Annotated in this window: 16 protein-coding genes; 13 read left to right on the top strand and 3 right to left on the bottom strand. The window is 63.5% G+C overall.

Annotation, left to right across the window (positions count from 1 at the left end; genetic code table 11):
• Window positions 1–101: 101 nt before the first annotated feature.
• Window positions 102–2513: a phosphoketolase gene (locus P6U23_RS32610; RefSeq protein WP_407181662.1), complete on the bottom strand. Its 2412-nt coding sequence runs from the start codon at window positions 2511–2513 to the stop codon at window positions 102–104.
• 273 nt (window positions 2514–2786) lie between these two features.
• On the opposite strand from P6U23_RS32610, the gene P6U23_RS32605 reads away from it, so the two are divergent.
• The 4 genes from P6U23_RS32605 to P6U23_RS32590 all read left to right on the top strand — a co-directional run bounded on the left by P6U23_RS32605 (window position 2787) and on the right by P6U23_RS32590 (window position 6915).
• The gene (locus P6U23_RS32605) at window positions 2787–3953 is read left to right on the top strand and encodes a PA0069 family radical SAM protein (protein WP_407176442.1); all 1167 of its coding nucleotides are present in this window, start codon (window positions 2787–2789) and stop codon (window positions 3951–3953) included.
• A gap of 9 nt (window positions 3954–3962) precedes the next feature.
• Complete coding sequence (locus P6U23_RS32600) at window positions 3963–4412, top strand: VOC family protein (RefSeq protein WP_407176441.1); 450 nt, start codon at window positions 3963–3965, stop codon at window positions 4410–4412.
• Between the two features lie 73 nt (window positions 4413–4485).
• Window positions 4486–5316: a ribonuclease HII gene (locus P6U23_RS32595; RefSeq protein ID WP_407176440.1), complete on the top strand. Its 831-nt coding sequence runs from the start codon at window positions 4486–4488 to the stop codon at window positions 5314–5316.
• 81 nt (window positions 5317–5397) lie between these two features.
• Window positions 5398–6915 (top strand): glycosyltransferase family 39 protein, encoded by a 1518-nt coding sequence (locus P6U23_RS32590; protein ID WP_407176439.1) that lies wholly within the window; start codon window positions 5398–5400, stop codon window positions 6913–6915.
• A gap of 115 nt (window positions 6916–7030) precedes the next feature.
• Here P6U23_RS32590 and P6U23_RS32585 read toward each other — a convergent pair whose 3' ends face one another.
• A complete protein-coding gene (locus P6U23_RS32585) occupies window positions 7031–7837 on the bottom strand; it encodes a uracil-DNA glycosylase family protein (protein ID WP_407176438.1) in 807 nt (268 codons plus the stop codon).
• A 144-nt stretch (window positions 7838–7981) separates the two neighbouring features.
• Here P6U23_RS32585 and P6U23_RS32580 point away from each other — a divergent pair, with 144 nt between their 5' ends.
• From P6U23_RS32580 to P6U23_RS32570, 3 genes are all read left to right on the top strand, one after another.
• Window positions 7982–9640, top strand: coding sequence for an electron transfer flavoprotein-ubiquinone oxidoreductase (locus P6U23_RS32580; protein WP_407176437.1), 1659 nt, complete (start codon window positions 7982–7984; stop codon window positions 9638–9640).
• A 317-nt stretch (window positions 9641–9957) separates the two neighbouring features.
• Complete coding sequence (locus tag P6U23_RS32575; RefSeq protein ID WP_407176436.1) at window positions 9958–11748, top strand: tetratricopeptide repeat protein; 1791 nt, start codon at window positions 9958–9960, stop codon at window positions 11746–11748.
• A 291-nt stretch (window positions 11749–12039) separates the two neighbouring features.
• Window positions 12040–12966 (top strand): 4-(cytidine 5'-diphospho)-2-C-methyl-D-erythritol kinase, encoded by a 927-nt coding sequence (locus P6U23_RS32570; RefSeq protein WP_407176435.1) that lies wholly within the window; start codon window positions 12040–12042, stop codon window positions 12964–12966.
• A gap of 117 nt (window positions 12967–13083) precedes the next feature.
• Here the strand turns inward: P6U23_RS32570 and P6U23_RS32565 are convergent, their stop codons facing one another.
• Window positions 13084–14094 carry a polyprenyl synthetase family protein gene (locus tag P6U23_RS32565; RefSeq protein WP_407176434.1) on the bottom strand — a complete coding sequence of 337 codons (1011 nt, stop codon included), beginning with the start codon at window positions 14092–14094 and terminating at the stop codon, window positions 13084–13086.
• 124 nt (window positions 14095–14218) lie between these two features.
• On the opposite strand from P6U23_RS32565, the gene P6U23_RS32560 reads away from it, so the two are divergent.
• The 6 genes from P6U23_RS32560 (at window position 14219) to glyS (ending at window position 20073) form a co-directional block, all read left to right on the top strand.
• Window positions 14219–14446: a DUF2007 domain-containing protein gene (locus P6U23_RS32560; protein WP_024508240.1), complete on the top strand. Its 228-nt coding sequence runs from the start codon at window positions 14219–14221 to the stop codon at window positions 14444–14446.
• Window positions 14439–15206 carry a tRNA1(Val) (adenine(37)-N6)-methyltransferase gene (locus P6U23_RS32555; protein WP_407176433.1) on the top strand — a complete coding sequence of 256 codons (768 nt, stop codon included), beginning with the start codon at window positions 14439–14441 and terminating at the stop codon, window positions 15204–15206. The genes P6U23_RS32560 and P6U23_RS32555 overlap by 8 nt, the downstream gene beginning before the upstream one ends.
• A 273-nt stretch (window positions 15207–15479) precedes the next feature.
• Window positions 15480–16334: a S49 family peptidase gene (locus tag P6U23_RS32550; RefSeq protein ID WP_407181661.1), complete on the top strand. Its 855-nt coding sequence runs from the start codon at window positions 15480–15482 to the stop codon at window positions 16332–16334.
• 104 nt (window positions 16335–16438) lie between these two features.
• Window positions 16439–16630: a hypothetical protein gene (locus tag P6U23_RS32545; RefSeq protein WP_024508237.1), complete on the top strand. Its 192-nt coding sequence runs from the start codon at window positions 16439–16441 to the stop codon at window positions 16628–16630.
• Between the two features lie 113 nt (window positions 16631–16743).
• On the top strand, window positions 16744–17679 hold the full coding sequence (locus P6U23_RS32540) for a glycine--tRNA ligase subunit alpha (RefSeq protein WP_407176432.1): 936 nt from the start codon (window positions 16744–16746) through the stop codon (window positions 17677–17679).
• 63 nt (window positions 17680–17742) lie between these two features.
• Complete coding sequence (glyS, locus tag P6U23_RS32535) at window positions 17743–20073, top strand: glycine--tRNA ligase subunit beta (protein WP_407176431.1); 2331 nt, start codon at window positions 17743–17745, stop codon at window positions 20071–20073.
• Window positions 20074–20075 lie beyond the last annotated feature (2 nt).

The following is a 20075-nucleotide window of genomic DNA, read 5'->3' as shown; positions in this document are numbered from 1 at the left end:
CTCGCGAGGCTCGTGGAGCCTGTCATCGAGCCGCGCTTCCTGCGCAGGCGCATTGTCGCGCAGCGATCAAGCCTCAGGGCGAAGTCACCAAGCCATTCCGCTTAGTCTCCCGCTTCGCGCGGTGTCGACCCGCCGGCGCTGTTCGGCCACACCCAGTCGCGGATCTGCGGCATGTCTTCGCCGTGCTCGCGCACATAGCGCGAGTGCTCGATCAGCGCGTCGCGGAATTGCTGCTTGACGTGAGCCGCAGCGACGGGAAGGCCCGGCACGCGCTCGATGGCTTCGATCGCAAGATGGAAGCGGTCGAGCTGGTTCAGCACCACCATGTCGAACGGCGTCGTCGTCGTGCCTTCCTCGGCATAGCCGCGCACATGCATGCCCGCGTGATTGGTCCGGTTGTAGGTCAGGCGATGGATCAGATACGGATAGCCGTGATAGGCGAAGATCACCGGCTTGTCGCGGGTGAAGAGACTGTCGAAATCGCGGTCGGAAAGGCCATGGGGATGCTGGTCTTTTGGTTGCAGCGTCATCAGGTCGACGACGTTGACGACGCGGATCTTCAACTCGGGGAGCGCTTTGCGCAGCAGATCGACGGCGGCGAGCGTTTCCAATGTCGGAACATCGCCGGCACAGGCCATGACCACGTCGGGTTCGGCATTCTCCGCCTCGGTGCCCGCCCATTTCCAGATGCCGATGCCGGCTTCGCCATGGGCGATCGCCTCGCGCATCGTGAGCCATTGCGGCGAAGGCTGCTTGCCCGCCACGATCACATTGATGCGGTTGTAAGTGCGCAAGACATGATCGGCGACCCAGAGCAGGGTGTTGGCATCGGGCGGCAGATAGACACGAACGATGTCGGCCTTCTTGTTGGCGACGAGATCGACGAAGCCCGGATCCTGATGGCTGAAACCATTGTGGTCCTGGCGCCAGACATGCGACGTCAGCAGATAGTTCAGCGAAGCGATCGGGCGTCGCCAGGGCAGCGCGCGCGACACCTTCAGCCATTTGGCGTGCTGGTTGAACATGGAATCCACGATGTGGATGAAAGCCTCATAGCAGGAGAAGAAGCCGTGGCGTCCGGTGAGCAGATAGCCCTCCAGCCAGCCCTGGCAGAGGTGCTCGCTCAAGACTTCCATCACGCGGCCGTCATGGGCGAGATGGACGTCGTACGGCTCGATGCTCTCCATCCAGACCCGCTCGGTCGCCTCGAACACGGCATCAAGCCGATTGGACGAGGTTTCATCCGGCCCCATGATGCGGAAATTGCGCGCCTGCGCATTCAGCTTCACAACGTCGCGCAGGAATTTGCCGAGTTCGCGCGTCGCTTCCGCGACAGTGCCGCCGGGGCCGGGGACATCGACGGCAAACTCTCGGAAATCCGGCAGCTTGAGCTCGCGTTTCAGCAGGCCGCCATTGGCGTGCCGATTGGCGCCCATGCGGCGGTCGCCGTCCGGCGCGAGCGCCTGCAATTCGGGGACGAAACGACCGCTTGCGTCGAACAGTTTCTCCGGCTCGTAGCTGCGCATCCATTGCTCAAGCAATTTGAGATGATCAGGATTGCCGCGCGGATTGGCGATCGGCACCTGGTGCGCGCGCCAAAACCCCTCCACTTTCAATCCATCGACTTCCTTGGGGCCGGTCCAACCCTTCGGGCTCCGCAGCACGATGACAGGCCATTTCGGCCGGTGGAAGCCGGCGGCTTGGGCGCGGACGCTTTGCTGGATCGAGCGAATGCTGGCGAGCGCGACGTCAAGCGCATCGGCCATCAGCCGGTGCATCTGTGCCGGATCGTCGCCTTCGACGAACAAGGGCTCATGGCCGTAGCCGATGAAGAGATCACGGATCTCATTGCTCATCCGCCCGAGCACGGTGGGGTTGGCGATCTTGTAGCCGTTGAGATGCAGGATCGGCAGCACCGCGCCGTCATGCACGGGATTTAGGAATTTGTTGGAATGCCATGACGCCGCCAGCGGCCCGGTCTCCGCTTCGCCGTCGCCGACCACGCAGGCGACGATCAGATCGGGATTGTCGAACGCGGCGCCATAGGCATGCACCAGCGCATAGCCGAGCTCGCCGCCTTCATGGATCGAGCCGGGCGTCTCCGGCGCGGCATGGCTCGGAATGCCGCCTGGAAACGAAAACTGGCGAAACAGCTTGCGCAAGCCGTCGGCATCGCGGGTGATCTCGGGATAGATCTCGCTGTAGGTGCCTTCGAGATAGGTGTTGGCGACCATGCCCGGCCCGCCATGGCCGGGGCCGCAGATATAGATGACATTGAGGTCGGAGCTGCGGATCGCGCGATTGAGGTGGGCATAGATGAAGTTCAGCCCGGGCGTGGTGCCCCAATGTCCCAACAGGCGCGGCTTGATGTGCTCGGGCCGCAACGGCTCCTTGAGCAGCGGATTGTCCAACAAATAGATTTGGCCGACGGAGAGATAATTGGCGGCGCGCCAATAGCGGTCGAGCAGCGCTAGCTCGTCAACGCCTGTCTGTTGCGGTTTCACCCGTTCCATGCCGACCTCCTGTGGAAACACGACCAGAACGACCCGCATTTGATCGATCCGTTCCGTCGCACCAGGATAGAATGCGAATTTGAAGGTAACTGCTTGAGCGCGGTCAAAGGCGCCTGCCTCATCGGCAGGCAGCGCCGGATGGGCACCGTCATTCCGGGGCGATGCGGCAGGACCCGGAATCTCCAGATTCCGGGTTCACGCTTCGGGGGGCCCGGAATGACGGCATTTATTATTGTTCTTGATTTGTTCTCATGGCGTGCTATCTCTACTCCCATGAGTCGAGCATCGTCACATGCCCTCAAGCGCCCGCCGGTCCCGGTGCCCTCCGAGCCGGCGGGCGCCGCTGCGGCGGCTTTCCCTGAGCTTGCGGTCGCCATCGATCGCGAGCGGCGGCGCGGCCGCGGCGCGCAGTCCAATGTCAGCGGCCGTTACGAGGCAGAGGCGCGCGTCGCCTTCGACGACGGCTGGCAGAGCCTTGACGATCTGCCGCCGTTCAAGACCACGGTTTCACTCGATACCGCGCGCAAAGTTATTACCCGCAACGATTCGCCCGATATCGGCTTCGACCGCTCGATCAATCCCTACCGGGGTTGCGAGCATGGCTGCATCTACTGCTTTGCCCGTCCGACCCACGCCTATCTCGGCCTGTCCCCGGGCCTCGATTTCGAGTCAAAGCTCTACGCCAAGCCCGATGCACCCCAGCTCCTGGAGAAGGAGCTGGCGGCACCCGACTACGAACCGCGCATGATCGCGATCGGGACCAATACCGATCCCTATCAGCCGATCGAGCGCGAGCGGAAGATCATGCGCGGCATTCTGGAGGTGCTGGAGCGCACCGGCCACCCGGTTGGCATCGTCACCAAATCGGCGCTGATCGTCCGCGATGCCGACATTCTGGCGCGGATGGCCAAGCGCAATCTGGCCAAGGTGGCTATCTCGGTCACGACGCTCGATCCAAAGCTCGCGCGCAGCATGGAGCCGCGCGCCTCCACGCCGCCCAAACGCCTGGAAGCGCTGCGGCGGCTGTCGGAAGCGGGCATTCCCACCACCGTGATGGTGGCGCCCGTCATCCCGGCACTGAACGATGCCGAGATGGAACGCATTCTTGATGCAGCCGCCCATGCCGGCGTTAAGGAAGCCTCCTATGTGCTGCTGCGGCTGCCGCTGGAGGTGCGGGACCTGTTCCGCGAATGGCTGATGGCCAATTATCCGGATCGCTACCGCCACGTGTTCACCTTGATCCGCGATATGCGCGGCGGCAAGGACTACGACTCGCAATGGGGGACGCGGATGAAGGGCACGGGTCCGATGGCCTGGATGATCGGGCGCCGCTTCGAGATCGCATGCGAGAAGCACGGGCTCAACAAGCGACGCTCCAAGCTGACCACCGACCATTTTGTCCGGCCGAAGCGAGCCGGCGAGCAGCTCAGCCTGTTTTGAGGGACGATTATGGAAGCCGCCGCTCCGGTTCCGCGGCTCACGGTCATCACGCTAGGTGTCGGCGATATGAGCAGGAGCATCGCGTTTTACGAGGCGTTGGGCTTTGCGCGCAGATTTCGCGCAACCGGCGAGGCCGTCGCCTTCTTCGATACCGGCCGTCCGGTGCTGGCGCTGTTTCCGTGGGATCAGCTCGCGCAGGACGCCACGATCCCGGAAAATCCGCGCCCGCAGGGCTTTCGCGGCATGACGCTCGCCTGGAATTGCCGGTCGCGCGAGGAAGTCGATGCGGTGCTTGATTTGGCGATCTCGAAGGGCGCCTCGTTGCTGAGGCCGGCGCATGATACCGACCATGGCGGCTATTCCGGCTATTTTGCCGATCCGGATGGCCATGCCTGGGAAGCCGTGGTCGCGCCCAATATCGACGTCGGTGAGGACAGGCGTGTGCATCTACCCGATTAACAAACGAGAATAACGGGAATTACCGGGAGTTCCCGGTTGCGCGGCGGCCCCTGCTTGCGCCACCATTCCCGCCATGAGTCGGGACAAGTCCGCAAAAGCTTCGCAAAAGGTCAAGGCGCAAGAAATCAGGGCCCAGGAAATCAGGGCTCGAGAAATCAAAGCCAAGGACATCGACAAGCCTGCTGAGAAGCCTGCGAAGGGTGTCATTGCCGTGACGCCGCCGAATTTCCGCCGCGAGCGCGCGCTTTTCAAAAGCGGCATCTGGCCGGTCGCCGGCTGCGACGAGGCGGGCCGCGGTCCGCTGGCCGGTCCGGTCGTGGCTGCGGCCGTCGTGCTCGACCCCAACCGCATCCCCCGCGGCATCGACGATTCCAAGCGGCTCAATCCGGAACAGCGCGAGAAGCTGTTCGACAAGATCTGCGCGACCGCGTCCTTCGCCGTCGCGTTCGCATCTCCCGCGCGGATCGACCGTGACAATATCCTGCGCGCCTCGCTGTGGGCGCTGGCGCGCGCGGTGCGCGCGCTGCCCGAAGCGCCCAAGCAGGTCTTCGTGGACGGCCGCGACAAGATCGATGTGCCTTGCGAGTGCGAAGCGGTGATCGGCGGAGATGGCCTGGTGCTATCGATCGCCGCGGCCTCCATCATCGCCAAGGTGACGCGCGACCGGCTGATGTGCCTGCTGGCCGAAGAATGTCCGGGTTACGGCTTCGAGTCGCACAAGGGCTATAGCGTGCCGGAACATCTGGAGGCGCTGGACCGTCTCGGTCCTTCCGTGCATCACCGCAGCTTCTTCGCGCCCGTCATCGCCGCGCGCGAAAAGCATCAGCCGTGGACCATCAAGCGCGAGCTTGACCTGTTCTCGGTGGAAGCACAGGTCGATATCGAGTCCTCGGCGACGCTTTGACGTGCACTCTTGCGCCCATTATCACACGCCAAAGATCGAATAGGGGCTAGCTTCCGCGCTGGCTCGCCAGCCGGACCTTTCATGCGTTTCACCTCCCTGGCCATCGAACTGATCCGCGCCCGGCCGCGGCTGGTGGTCTGGATCGTGGCGCTGGCGCAGGCCGCGCTATGGGTAACGGTCGCGCTCCTCTTTTATCGCAGCCCGCCTCCGAACCTTGCGATCGCACTGGCTTATGGGCGCGAATATCAGGTCGGTACGGAGTTCGGTCCGCCGCTGGCGTTCTGGCTCGGCGACATCGCCTATCGCGCGGCCGGCGGTCACATGTTCGGTGTCTATCTGCTCGCCGTGCTTTGCTCGGTTGCGACATTCTGGATTTTATTCCTGCTCGGCCGAGCGCTGGTCGGCGGCCAACACGCAGTGCTCGCCGTGCTCTTGACCATGACGGTCACCGCCTTTGGGGCGCAGACGCTGGAGTTCGGTCCGGCGGTATTGGCCCGGCCGCTCTGGGCGCTGCTCCTGCTGCATAGTTGGGAATTGATCGGGCAGCGGCGGCGCAACGTCTGGTTCGCCTGGTCGATCGATGCAGGCCTCTTGCTGCTGACGAGCCCAGCCGCGGTCATGCTGTTGCTGCTGGTCGCGGGCTTTGCGCTGGCGACCAGCGAAGGCCGCCGCATGCTGCGCTCGTTCGATCCGTTGTTCGCATTGCTGGTGGTGATCGCGCTGGCGCTGCCCTATCTGGTCTGGCTGATGCGCGCCGAGCCGATGAGCCTCTATTGGGGCCAGCATTGGCCGGCGCTGTCGGATCTGGGCGCTCGCGCCCGGCACTGGGGCTGGTTGCTCGCCTGGCTGTTATTCGCGTTTGTCGGCATCGTGATCCTGGTGGTGTTCAATTCACGCCTGTTCGCCCGCGAGGGCGAGGACCCACCAAGCCTGTTTCGGTCTCCGGTCCAGCCCCTGGCGCAGGATTTCGTGTACTTCTTCGCGATCGTGCCGCCGCTGCTGGCAAGCCTGATCGCCGGCCTGTTCGGTCTCGATCGCGTGTTCGGCGGCGCGGGCGTTGCGCTGTTGATGTCCGGGCTCGCCGTGGTGGTGATATCGGGCGATCTCATCCGATTGCAGCGTCAGCGCATGCTGCGCGCGATATGGGCGGCGATCGTCGCCGCGCCGACCTTGGTCGTCGTCGCGGGCACGTTGTTCTTGCCCTGGACGTCCGCCGGCGAAGTCGCCACCACCCTGCCTGCGCGCGCGATGGCGCAGTTTTTTACCGACAGTTTCGCGCGGCGTACCAATCATCAGCTCGAAGCGGTCGCGGGCGACACGGAGATCGCAAGCCTGATCGCGCTGGGCCCGGGGCGCCCGCATCTGTTCATCGACGCAAGCCCGCAGCGGACGCCCTGGATGACACCGGCCAAGTTCAACGAGGTTGGCGGCGTGGTGGTCTGGCGCGCCTCCGACACGTCAGGCACGCCGCCGCCTGATATCGCGCAGCGCTTTCCGAACCTCGCGCCGGAAGTGCCGCGCTCGTTCGACCGGCTCGTCGATGGCCGCCAGGGCGTGTTGCGCATCGGCTGGGCGATCGTGCGGCCGAAGGGGCAGTAGAGGCGCCGTCATTCCGGGGCGCTCGCAAGGCGAGCGAAGGCGGAATCCAGAAGTTCCGGCGTGAGACTCCGGCTTCGATGCTGGCGCATCGCCCCGGAATGACGCTGTAAAACGATCATGTTCCCCGCAACGCCTTCGCAATCGCCAGCAGGTCCTGCCAGGCCAGCCGCTTATAGGCCGGCGAGCGCAACAGATAAGCGGGATGGAAGGTGGGCAGCGCGCGGATGGTGCGCGTTCCCGTATCATAGTCGAACCAGCGCCCGCGGGTCCGCATGATGCCCTCGCGCGTGCCGAGCAGGGCCTGGGTGGAGGGATTGCCCAGCGTCACCAGCACGTCCGGATCGACCAGTTCGATCTGGCGCTGGATGAAGGGCAGGCAGATTTGCGTCTCCTGCGGCGTCGGCGTGCGGTTGCCGGGCGGTCGCCAGGGGATCACGTTGGCGATATAGGCCTTGCTGCGGTCGAGTCCGATCGCGCCGATCATGCGATCCAGCAGCTTCCCCGAACGGCCGACGAAGGGCAGGCCTTCGATGTCTTCGTCGCGGCCGGGCGCCTCGCCGACGAACATGATGCGGGCTTCCGCGTTGCCGTCGGCGAACACCAGCCGCGTTGCGGTCGCTTTCAGCGTGCAGCCGTCGAAGCGCTCCATCAGCTCGCGCAATGCCTCCAACGTCGGCGCGGTGCGCGCCGCCTCGCGCGCCGAGGCGATCGCCGCATCCGGCGCCGGTGGTTCGCCGCGGGGGAGCGGAAGAGGCGGTGCGACGGGCCGCATCGGTTGCGCCGCCACCGCATCCCGTGGGCTCGGGGCGAACTCCGGCTCGGCCAGACGGTTGACCGGTTCCTCCGACAGCACGCAGTCGACGCCAGCCTCCAGATAGAAGGCGAGCAGTTCGCGAACGGAAAGGGCGGGTTCGGGCGTCATGGCGAGGGCTGAACTGGCATTTAGGTCAATTTAGGCGGCGTTGCACGCCTTCGAAACGCATTTCCATGGTTGTCCTGGCAGTAAAAATCGGAAACAAGAGGGCCAACAATTAAGGAAATGTCTCAATTCGGGCTGAGATAGACTATGGCGACCCAAGAACTTCCCCCGCGCGAATCCATGGAATTTGACGTCGTGATCGTCGGCGCCGGCCCCTCGGGTCTGTCCGCCGCGATCCGGCTGAAGCAGCTCAATGCGGATTTGAACATCGTTGTGGTGGAGAAGGGAAGCGAAGTCGGCGCGCATATTCTCTCCGGCGCGGTGATCGATCCGCTCGCGCTCGACAAGCTGGTGCCGGAATGGCGCCAGGATCCCGACTGCCAGTTGAAGACGCAGGTCACGGACGATCACTTCTACTGGATGACAGCAACCGGCGCGATCCGCCTGCCGAGTTTCATGATGCCGCCCTTGATGAACAATCATCATTGCTTCACCGGCTCGCTCGGCAATCTCTGCCGGTACCTCGCGCGCAAGGCCGAAGCATTGGGTGTCGAGATTTATCCCGGCTTCGCCGCGGTCGAGGTGCTCTATGACGAGCAGGGCGCAGTGCGCGGCATCGCCACCGGCGACATGGGCATCGCCAAGGACGGCTCGCTGAAAGCGTCCTTCACCCGCGGCATGGAACTGCTCGGCAAGTACACCTTGTTTGCGGAAGGCGCCCGCGGCAGCCTGACCAAGCAGCTCATCGCCAAGTTCTCGCTGGACATAGGCAGCCAGCCGCCGAAATTCGGCATCGGGCTGAAAGAGGTCTGGCAGGTCGATCCGGCCAAGCACAAGAAGGGCCTGATCCAGCATTCCTTCGGCTGGCCCTTGAACAACAAGACCGGCGGCGGCTCCTTCCTCTATCATTACGACGATAACCTGGTCGCGGTGGGCTTCGTCGTGCATCTCAACTACGACGACCCCTATCTGTCACCGTTCGACGAGTTCCAGCGTTTCAAGACTCATCCCGCCATCCGGGAGCTGTTCGAAGGCGGCAAGCGGCTCGCTTACGGCGCGCGCGCCATCACGGAAGGCGGCTATCAATCGGTGCCGCGGCTGACCTTCGCCGGCGGTGCGCTGATCGGCTGCGCGGCCGGTTTCGTCAATGTGCCGCGCATCAAGGGCGTACACAACGCGATGGGCAGCGGCATGCTCGCTGCCGAACATGTCGCCGCCGCGATCGCGGCCGGCCGCGGCAATGACGAGCTCTCCGAATATGAAACGGCCTGGCGCGCTTCGCCCGTCGGCAAGGACCTCTACCCGGTGCGCAACGTCAAGCCGCTGTGGTCGAAGTTCGGCACCGTGCTGGGCGTGGTGCTCGGCGGCTTCGACATGTGGTGCAACACGCTTGGCTTCTCGCTGTTCGGCACGCAATCCCACGGCAAGCTGGATCGTGCCACGCTCGATCCCGCCAAGACACACCAGCCGATTTCCTATCCGAAGCCGGACGGCAAGCTCACCTTTGACCGGCTGTCATCGGTATTCCTGTCCAACACCAATCACGAGGAGGACCAGCCGGTCCATCTCAAGGTGGCCGACATGAACCTGCAGAAGACTTCCGAGCACGACGTCTATGCCGGGCCATCGGCCAGGTATTGCCCCGCCGCCGTCTATGAGTGGGTTGAGGAGGGTTCAGCCCCGCGCTTCGTCATCAACGCCCAGAATTGCGTCCACTGCAAAACCTGCGACGTGAAGGACCCGAATGGCAACATTACCTGGGTTCCGCCGGAAGGCGGCGGCGGGCCAAACTATGAGGCAATGTAGGGCATGATACGGACCTGGAGGGCCGCGTCGGCGCAAAGTGTGCCGCGGTTTTCCGAAAAGATCATGCCCGAACAAGAACTAAGCACGATTGCGTGAGGCAGCCGGGCGGCCTTGGCTGACCCGGTCACGATAAGGCCACAGAACAGGCGTTTTGAGGCCGCGAGGGCAAGCAAAAGGTGCGCTTCGGCAAACGCAATAGCCAGCCATATCCTTGCGGATGAGCTTCAAACGCGGCATTGTCCGACCGCTGCCTTGATGCACCGTGTGGTTCGCATTCGAGACGCTCCGTCAATTCCTAAAAACGCTAAGGCGAACTGATGATCTCTCATCGTTGCACCCGTTCAACTCTTGCCGCCTTCGCTCTTGCTGCGCTGGTCCTGCCCGGCTCGGTCTTGGCGCAGACGCCGGAGCACCCGACCGAAAACACGGCGCAGTTTCCCACCACTCACGATTTGAAAAGCCTGACGACGTCCGGCAGCTATCTGGCGGCACGCCACGCCAGCGTCGAGCGCGACGCGGCGTCCGCGGCAGCCTTCTACCGCTCCGCGCTTCGCACCGATCCGAAGAACAACGAGCTCCTGGACCGTGCCTTCATCTCCTCCGTCGCCGACGGCGACATCGACGAGGCCGTCAAGCTCGCCGAGCGCATCCTTGCGGTCGACAAGTCCAACCGCGTGGCGCGGCTCGTGCTCGGCGTGCAGAGCCTGAAGCAGAAGAAGTGGGCCGCCGCGCAGCTCAACATCAATCAGTCGATTCGCGGACCGATCACCGATCTGGTGGCGACGCTGTTGTCGGGCTGGGCCGCTTACGGCGCCGGCGATGCCAAGGGCGCGATCGCCAGCATCGACAAGCTGACCGGTCCCGAGTGGTATCCGCTGTTCAAGGACCTTCATGCCGGCATGATCGACGAACTCGCCGGCAAGGAAAAGGACGCCGGCGTGCGTTTCGAGCGCGCCTACAAGCTCGACGATTCCATGCTGCGGGTCGCCGAGGCCTATGGGCATTGGCTGTCGCGCAACAAGGATGAGCGGGCGGCCGCCGGCATCTATGAAGCCTTCGACAAGAAGCTGCCGCGCCATCCGCTGGTGCAGGACGCGCTGCGCGAAATCCATGCCGGCACGAAGCTGCCGCCGCTGGTCGATTCCGCACAGGCCGGCGCGGCCGAGGCGCTGTATGGCATCGGAGCCACGCTGACCCGCCGCGGCGGCGAGGACCTCGCGCTGGTCTATCTTCAGCTTGCTCTTTACCTGAAGCCGGACCACCCGCTGGCGCTGCTGTCGCTGGCCGATCTCTATGAATCCGTGAAGAAGCCGCAGATGGCGATCAAGGTGTATGAGCGCGTGCCCGCGAGCTCGCCCTTGAAGCGCAACGCCCAGATCCAGCTCGCGACCGATCTCGATGCCGCCGACCGCAGCGACGAGGCCATCAAGATCCTCAAAAGTGTGATCGCGGACGATTCGAAGGATCTCGAAGCCATCATGGCGCTCGGCAATATCGAGCGCGGCCGCAAGAAGTTCGCCGATTGCGCCGAGACCTATTCCAAGGCCATCGACGCGCTGCCGGACGCGAATGACAAGAACAACATGTTCTATTACTATTACCGCGGCATCTGCGAGGAGCGCTCGCATCAGTGGCCGAAGGCCGAAGCCGACATGAAGAAGGCGCTGGAGCTGCAGCCCGACCAGCCGCACGTCCTGAATTATCTCGGCTATTCCTGGATCGACCAAGGCATCAATCTCGACGAAGGCATGAAGATGATCAAGCGCGCCGTCGAGCAGCGTCCGGACGACGGGTATATCGTGGATTCGCTGGGCTGGGCCTACTACAAGCTCGGCAATTACGATGAGGCGGTGAAGAATCTCGAGCGTGCGGTCGATCTGAAGCCCGAGGATCCCACCATCAACGACCACCTCGGCGACGCCTATTGGCGGGTCGGGCGCAAGCTGGAGGCAAAATTCCAATGGGCCCATGCCCGCGACCTCAAGCCCGAGCAGGACGATCTGCCGAAGATCCTGGCCAAGATCGACAACGGCATGCTGGACGATAACTCTCCTCCCTCGGCCGCGGCATCCGCCGACAAGAAGAAAGAGGACGACAAGGGCGGCTAGGTTAGGCCAGCGGCCGGCATGGCCAGTTGATGTGCCCTCTCCCTTGTGGGGGAGGGCAGTTCAGTTGGTCGGTCTTCGCCCGGGTGAGGGGTCTGCTTCCGCAGGCGAGTATCTCTCAACCTGTGGCCGTGGATAGATACCCTGATCCGTCGCGGACCAAAGTCCGTGCCACCTTCTCCCGCAAGGGGAGAAGGCAAGCGGGTGCCGGCATTCGTCGCGGGCCGCTTTTCTGCGCGTGCCGGAACCGCTAGAGACGCTTATCTCATTTTCGAATTGGATTTGACTTATCTGATGACAGGCGAGGCAGAAACAGGGGCGAAGGCTTCATCCACGGCGCACGTGCTGGCCGACTGCGGCCGTGCCAAGGTGAATTTGACGTTGCGGGTCGTGGGTCGGCGCGTCGACGGCTATCACGATCTCGAAAGCGTTGTGGCCTTTGCCGATTGCGCCGATCGCCTCACCTTGACGCCCGGGCCAGAGCTCACGCTCGTAACCACGGGGCCGACGGCGCAGGCCTGCGGCGAACTCGCCGACAATCTCGTGTTGAAGGCGGCGCGGCTGCTGGCCGAACGCGTGCCGGAGCTGAAGCTCGGCGCCTTTGCACTCGAGAAGATGTTGCCGGTCGCGGCCGGCATCGGCGGCGGCTCGGCGGATGCCGCCGCCGCGCTACGCCTGCTGGCGCGGCTCAACGGGCTTGCGCCTGATGATCCGCGCCTTGCCGAGGTCGCGCTTCTGACCGGCGCCGACGTGCCGGTCTGTCTGCTCTCGAAAGCTTGCGACATGACCGGCGTGGGAGAGGGCCTGTTGCCGCTGAACCTGCCGAAACTGCCTTGCGTCCTGGTCAATCCCAACATCCCCGTCGCCACCAAGGACGTGTTCGCGGCACTCGGCTTGCGCAATGGCGAACTCCTGGTCGGGGCCGCCGACGTGATCAAGTCGCCGGCCTGGCCGGGTGAGGGCGCGCCGCTCGCCGATTGGGTCGCGGCGCTGTCGGTCGTCGGCAACGATCTCGAAGCGCCCGCCAGGCGGATCGAACCCGTGATCGGCGACGTCCTGAGCGCGCTAGGTGGAGCAGAAGGCGCAAAACTAGCGCGCATGAGCGGCTCCGGCGCGACCTGCTTTGCGTTGTTCGGTCATGCCGCGGAGGCACAAGCAGCGGCGAAGAAGATTTGCGCCGATCGCCCGACCTGGTGGGTGCATGCGGGCGAATTGAGCTAGGGCGCGTCATCGCCGGGAGCAGGAGGGTAGGCAAGCGAAGCGTGCCCACCATCATCTGCAGCCATAAGCTGGCTGGCACGGCGCGAATGCGCCTTTGCCCACCCTACGAAGGCGTCGTCAATGCGATCGCGCCAGACAGAACGCCACCACCTGCTCCAGTGCCGTCTTCATCGGCGAGGGCGGAAACAGCGCAAGCGCATCGACGGCCATGGCGCCATAGTGCTGGGCGCGGTTCATGGTGTCTTCAAGCGCGCGGTGCTTGGCCATCAACCCGATCGCATGTTCGAGATCGCCATCGCCGATTTCACCGCGCTCCAGCGCGCGCACCCAGAAGGCACGCTCGGAGTCGTTGCCGCGGCGGAACGCGAGCACGACGGGCAGCGTGATCTTGCCCTCGCGGAAATCGTCGCCGATGTTCTTGCCGAGCTTGGCCGACTTGCCGCCATAGTCCAGCACGTCGTCGACCAACTGGAAAGCGATGCCCAAATTCATGCCGACCGAGCGGCAGGCGGTCTGCTCCGCTTTCGGCCGGTTGGCGAGCACAGGGCCAACCTCGCAGGCCGCGGCGAACAATTCTGCGGTCTTGCCGCGGATCACCGCCAGATATTCGTCTTCGGTGGTCGCGGTGTTCTTCGCGGCGGCGAGCTGCATGACTTCGCCTTCGGCGATCGTCGCCGCGGCTGACGACAGGATATCAAGCGCGCGCAGCGAGCCGACCTCGACCATCATACGAAAGGCCTGGCCGAGCAGGAAGTCGCCGACCAGAACGCTCGCCTCGTTGCCCCACAACATTCGCGCCGATAATTTGCCGCGCCGGAGCTCGCTCTCGTCGACGACGTCGTCATGCAACAGGGTCGCGGTATGCATGAACTCGACCGACGCCGCGAGCTTGATATGGCCGTCCCCGGAATAGCCGGAGAGTTGCGCCATCGCCAGCGTCAGCATCGGCCGCAGCCGCTTGCCCCCGGACGAAATCAGGTGATTGGCGACCTCGGGGATCAGGGTCACTTCTGAGCCGGTCCGCGCCAGGATGGTGGAATTGACGCGCTCCATGTCGGCGGCAACAAGCTCGATCAGGGCATCGATTGACGCGCCCGAAGGGCTCTCAAAAGGCACAATTACCGCCACGCCGGTCTCCAAGATTTGCTATGTTAGGAACTGACAATAGAAACTGCCACGTCACGCGGCAAGGGCGGTTTGTCATTGATTTGCGTGCGTCATTGCCGCGGATGACCAAGCATGGAGAGGCGATTTGCGGGAATTGGTTCGAACCAACGACCTCGTGCTGGTTTCGGCGGTCGGCGCGCTGCTGGACGGCGCCGACATCCATCATGTGGTGCTTGATCAGAACATGAGCATTATCGAAGGCTCGCTTGGCATCCTGCCGCGGCGGATTCTTGTGCATGACGAGGACAACCGCGCGGCCCGCCAGGTTCTGGCCGATGCGGGCCTGTCCCACGAATTGCGGCCGGATGAGTGAGACGATTCCAGAATATACCGAGGACGCCTTCCTCGGCGGACAATTGCATTTGCGTCAACCGAAATCGGGGCATCGTGCCGGCCACGATGCCATGCTGCTTGCAGCCGCGAGCCGGGCGTATCAGGGCGAGCGGGTGGTGGAGTTCGGCGCGGGCGTCGGCGCCGCCGGTCTTGCGGTGGCCAAGCGCGTCGGCGGCATCGAGCTCACGCTGGTCGAGATCGATTCGGACCTTGCCGCACTCGCCGGTCACAATGCGGTGGCGAATGGGATCGCCGCGCGGGTCGTGGTGCTCGATGTCACGGCGCCGGCGCAAGACTTTTCGGCCGCCGGGCTTACACCCGACAACGTCGATCTCGTGCTGATGAACCCGCCGTTCAACGACGCCGCGCGCCACCGCGCCTCGCCCGATCTTGCGCGCGCGGCGGCGCATGTGGCGGCGCCGGGCACCCTGGACCAGTGGGCCGCCGCCGCGCGGCGTATCCTCAGACCCGGCGGCATTCTCACCCTGATCTGGCGGGCCGACGGACTTGCCGATGCATTGGCCGCACTCAATCGCGGTTTTGGCAGTCTCGTCATTGTCCCGGTGCATGGGGACGCAAGGAAGCCGGCGATCCGCGTTCTCGTTCGGGCGGTGAAGGGTGGCAAGGCGCCAACCCAGATCTTGTCCGCGCTGATGCTCAATGATGAAAAGGGCAGGCCCGACCCGCAGACCTCGGCGATTTTGGCGGGGCAGGGTCGACTGCCGCTGGCAATCGCTTGACGGGACGTTCTATTGCTGTGCCGGTTCCGATTTCCGCTCCGGTGCGGAAGTGAAATGGATCGCCGTCAAAAGTGTACCGATCAGCAGCATCAGCAGATAGATTTTCATGTCTTTTCCCGCTGCGTCATTTGCGGCCTGGCAACCACAAGGATGCAAAACGCGTTCCTTCCGATCAAATGACAGTGGCGTGATAAGAAATGGTTAATTTGAGGTAATGAAATGGCCGACGATTTGAGTGTTCGCAGCGGCGCTAGCGGTTGGATCGATCGCGCGATGGAATGGCTGCCGGCTCGGCTGCGACGGGGAACTGTGGTTGTGCCCGTGGTCCGCCTTGCCGGGGTGATCGGCGCGGTCACGCCGTTGCGGCCGGGAATGACGCTCGCGGGACTGGCCAAGACGCTTGAGCGTGCCTTCGCGTTCAAGAATGCCAAGGCGGTGGCTCTGCTGATCAATTCACCCGGCGGCTCGCCGGTGCAGTCACGCCAGATCTATCTGCGCATCCGCCAGCTCGCCGAGGAGAAGAAGTTGCCGGTGCTGGTGTTCGTCGAGGATGTCGCAGCCTCCGGCGGCTACATGATCGCCTGTGCGGGTGACGAGATTTTTTGCGATCCCTCTTCGATCCTGGGCTCGATCGGCGTGGTCGGCGGCTCGTTCGGGCTGCAGGAGCTGATCAAGAAGATCGGCGTCGAGCGCAGGCTCTATACGGCCGGCGAGCACAAAGCGATGCTCGATCCGTTCCTGCCCGAAAACCCCGATGACGTCGCGCGGCTCAAGGCCATTCAGCGCGACATCCATGAGATATTCATTGCGCTGGTGAAAGCCAGCCGCGGCGCGCGGCTGAAGGGTGCCGACGGTGAGCTGTTCACGGGAGAATATTGGGCAGGCGAGAAGTCCGTTGCGCTGGGGCTGGCGGACGGGATCGGCGACCTGCGCTCGACGCTGCGCGCCCGTTATGGCGAGAAGGTGCTGACGCCCGTCGTGACGCCGTCGGGCGGGCTGCTGTCCGGCCTGCTCGGGCGCAGACAGCCGGGGGCAGGCGCGCTTGGCCTGGACGGTCTGGCCGGGCTTCCCGATGATGTGATCTCCGCGCTCGAGACGCGGGCGATTTGGGCCAAATTTGGCTTTTGAATCCGCAGGGGCGCGCCATTTTGTCCCCAAGTGAGACGTTGCGGAGCGCTGTTCCATGCGCAACAATGCGAGGTGGGGGCGGAGTTTACGAACAAGGATCGACCATGCCGCCGTTCATCGCATTCGCGGGCGTCTTGGGTGGTCTGGCGGTGGTGCGCTGGGCCTACAGAGCAGCTCAACGGGTCAACCAGGAGCTTGAAGAGCTGCGCTTGGCGCGGGTCGCCGAGGCGGCAAGGTCCGGTGAGATCCAGACACTGCGCCGCGATCCCGTCACCGGCACCTACCGACCGGGCTGAATTGGTGATTTGACGTTGTTTGGCGGCCGATTCCGGGCGCCATTGCCTTGATTCCCGGCGGCTCCGCCGATACGGTCCCGCGCATTTTAAGGCCCCGCGAGACCCGTTTGACCATGCAATCAGTGCCACCGCATATGCGCCCGGACCGTTCGTTCCAGGGACTGATCCTGGCGTTGCAGCGCTATTGGGCGGACTATGGCTGCGTGATCCTGCAGCCCTACGACATGGAAGTCGGCGCGGGCACTTTTCACCCGGCGACCACGCTGCGTGCGCTCGGTCCGAAACGCTGGAACGCGGCCTATGTGCAGCCCTCGCGGCGTCCCAAGGACGGCCGCTATGGCGAAAATCCCAACCGACTGCAGCACTATTACCAGTTCCAGGTGATCCTGAAACCCTCGCCGCCTGACATTCAGGACCTCTACCTGAAGTCGCTCGCGGCGATTGGCATCGATTCCTCGCTGCATGACATCCGCTTCGTCGAGGATGATTGGGAGAGTCCGACGCTGGGCGCCTGGGGACTGGGCTGGGAATGCTGGTGCGACGGCATGGAAGTGTCGCAGTTCACCTATTTCCAACAGGTCGCAGGCGTCGAATGCGCGCCGGTCGCCGGCGAATTGACCTACGGTCTCGAACGGCTCGCGATGTATGTGCAAGGCGTGGACCGCGTCTACGACCTCAACTTCAACGGCCGCGATGGCGCCGAGCGCGTCACCTATGGCGACGTCTTCCTGCAGGCGGAGCAGGAATATTCGCGCCACAATTTCGAATATGCCGACACCGCGATGCTGTTCGAGCAGTTTCGGATGGCGGAAGAGGCCTGCAAGAAATACCTCGCGGCGGGCTGGCGCGAGGGCAACCGCAAAGAACATTTGATGGCGTTGCCCGCCTACGACCAGTGCATCAAGGCAAGCCACGTGTTCAACCTGCTCGATGCGCGCGGCGTGATCTCGGTAACGGAGCGGCAGAGCTACATTCTGCGCGTGCGCGACCTCGCAAAGGCTTGCGGCGAAGCCTGGATCCATACCGAAGCTGGCGGCGTGGGCGCTTGAGCCGTTCGCTCGTCCTTTCGTTGCTCCCGTCGCCGCTGCTGACTTCGAACATCGTAGAATCAAATGCCTGACCTTCTGCTTGAACTTTTTTCCGAAGAAATCCCCGCGCGCATGCAGGCAAAGGCGGCGGACGACCTGCGCCGCATGGTGACCGACCGGCTGGTTGCGGAAGGCCTGGTCTATGAAGGCGCCAAGGCTTTTGCCACCCCGCGCCGGCTGGCGCTGACCGTGCACGGCATTCCGGTACGCCAACCGGATTTGAAGGACGAGCGGAGAGGGCCACGGCTCGATGCGCCGCCGGCCGCGATTGCGGGCTTTCTCAAGGCCGCAGGCCTTGCCTCGCTCGAGGAAGCCAAGATTCAGCGCGATCCCAAGAAGGGCGACTTCTACGTCGCGCTGATCGAAAAGCCGGGGCGCGCCAGCATCGACGTGCTGGCCGATATCCTGCCGGTGATCATCCGCACTTTTCCGTGGCCGAAATCGATGCGCTGGGGCGCGCGCTCGGCAAAACCCGGCTCGCTGTCGTGGGTGCGGCCGCTGCATGCGATCACCGCGACCTTTGGGCTCGAGACCGAGGAGCCGGACGTCGTGAATTTTTCGGTCGACGGCATCGAAGCCGGCCAGACCACGTTCGGCCACCGCTTCATGGCGCCCGCCGCCATCAATGTTCGTCGTTTCGAGGATTACGAAGCAAAGCTCTTGAACGCGAAAGTCGTTCTCGATCCAGAGCGCCGCAAGGATTCCATCGTCACCGATGCGCGCCAGCTCGCATTCGCGCAAGGTTTTGAGCTGGTGGAAGATCCGGCATTGCTCGACGAGGTCGCGGGCCTCGTCGAATGGCCCGTGGTGCTGATGGGATCGTTCGATAACGACTTCCTGTCCATTCCCGGCGAAGTGATCCGCGCCACCATCCGCAACAATCAGAAGTGTTTTGTCGTTCGCGATCCCAGAAGCGGCAAGCTCGCCAACAAATTCATCCTCGCCGCCAACGTCGAAACGGCCGATGGCGGCAAGACCATCGTCGGCGGCAATGAGCGGGTGATCCGCGCGCGGCTGTCGGACGCGAAATTTTTCTACGAGACCGATCTGAAGACGCGGTTAGAGGATCGGCTGCCGAAGTTCGATTCCATCGTCTTCCACGAGAAGCTGGGCACGCAGGGCGAACGCATTGCGCGCATCGAACGGCTCGCGGCGGAGATTGCGCCGCTGGTCGGCGCCGATCTCGAAAAAGCAAAACGCGCGGCGCGGCTTGCCAAGGCCGATCTGCTCACCGAGGTGGTCGGCGAATTCCCTGAGCTTCAGGGGCTGATGGGCAAATACTACGCGCTGGCGCAAGGAGAGGATCCCGCCATCGCGGCCGCCTGCGAGGAGCATTACAAACCGCAAGGCCCGAACGACGACGTGCCGACCAATCCGGTTTCGGTCGCGGTCGCGCTCGCCGACAAGATCGACACGCTGGTCGGGTTCTGGGCGATCGACGAGAAACCGACCGGCAGCAAGGATCCTTATGCACTGCGGCGTGCAGCGCTGGGGGTGATCAGGTTAATATTGGAAGGTCAGTACCGCCAAGCACTAACGAAGTTGTTTAGAAGCTCGTACCTCCTTCATTTGTTGCGAATCCAACGAGGCAACTTGTTTGTGTTTCTGCCAACCCAAGACGGAAAGGGTTATGCATCGATAACGTCAATGATTGCAACAGACCCCAAGCTTCGAAAGGAATTCGATTTTTCGAAGCAAGCTTTGGTGTGCGTTTCCAAAAACAAGAATGAGCCAGAGTCCCATACAGAAAGTTCGGTAACTTTCGTGTTGCACAGTGTTGATCATTATTACGACGTGATCAACGAGTTGCCAGCTTGCGACGAGCTTCTCTCCGACCTGCTCGCCTTCTTCGCCGACCGCCTCAAAGTGCAACTGCGCGAGCAGGGCGCGCGACACGACCTCGTCGACGCCGTTTTTTCGCTCGAAGGCCAGGACGATCTCCTCATGATTGTCCGCCGCGTCGAGGCGCTGGCTGCATTTCTCGACACCGATGACGGCAAGAACCTGCTCGCCGGCACAAAACGCGCGAGCAACATTCTCGCGATCGAAGAGAAACGGGATAAGCGCACGTTCGACGGCGCGCCGGATGTCGCGCTCTATAGTCTCGCCGAGGAAAAGGCGCTCGCAAAGGCGATCGATCAGGTGAAGGCGCAAGCAAGCGCGGCCGTCGCACGCGAGGATTTTGCCGGCGCAATGAGCGTGATGGCAACGCTTCGCCCGCCGGTCGACGCGTTCTTCGATAAGGTGAGGGTCAACGATGAAAACCCCAAGATGCGCGAGAACCGCCTGAAGCTCTTGAACCAGATTCGCGCCGCCACGCGGGCGGTCGCCGATTTCTCCAAGATCGAGGGTTGATC

The organism is Bradyrhizobium sp. STM 3562, assembly GCF_045571435.1.
In the GTDB taxonomy this organism is placed as follows: domain Bacteria; phylum Pseudomonadota; class Alphaproteobacteria; order Rhizobiales; family Xanthobacteraceae; genus Bradyrhizobium.
Note: the sequence above shows the minus strand (reverse complement) of the source record. Positions and strands in the feature narration are given on the sequence as shown.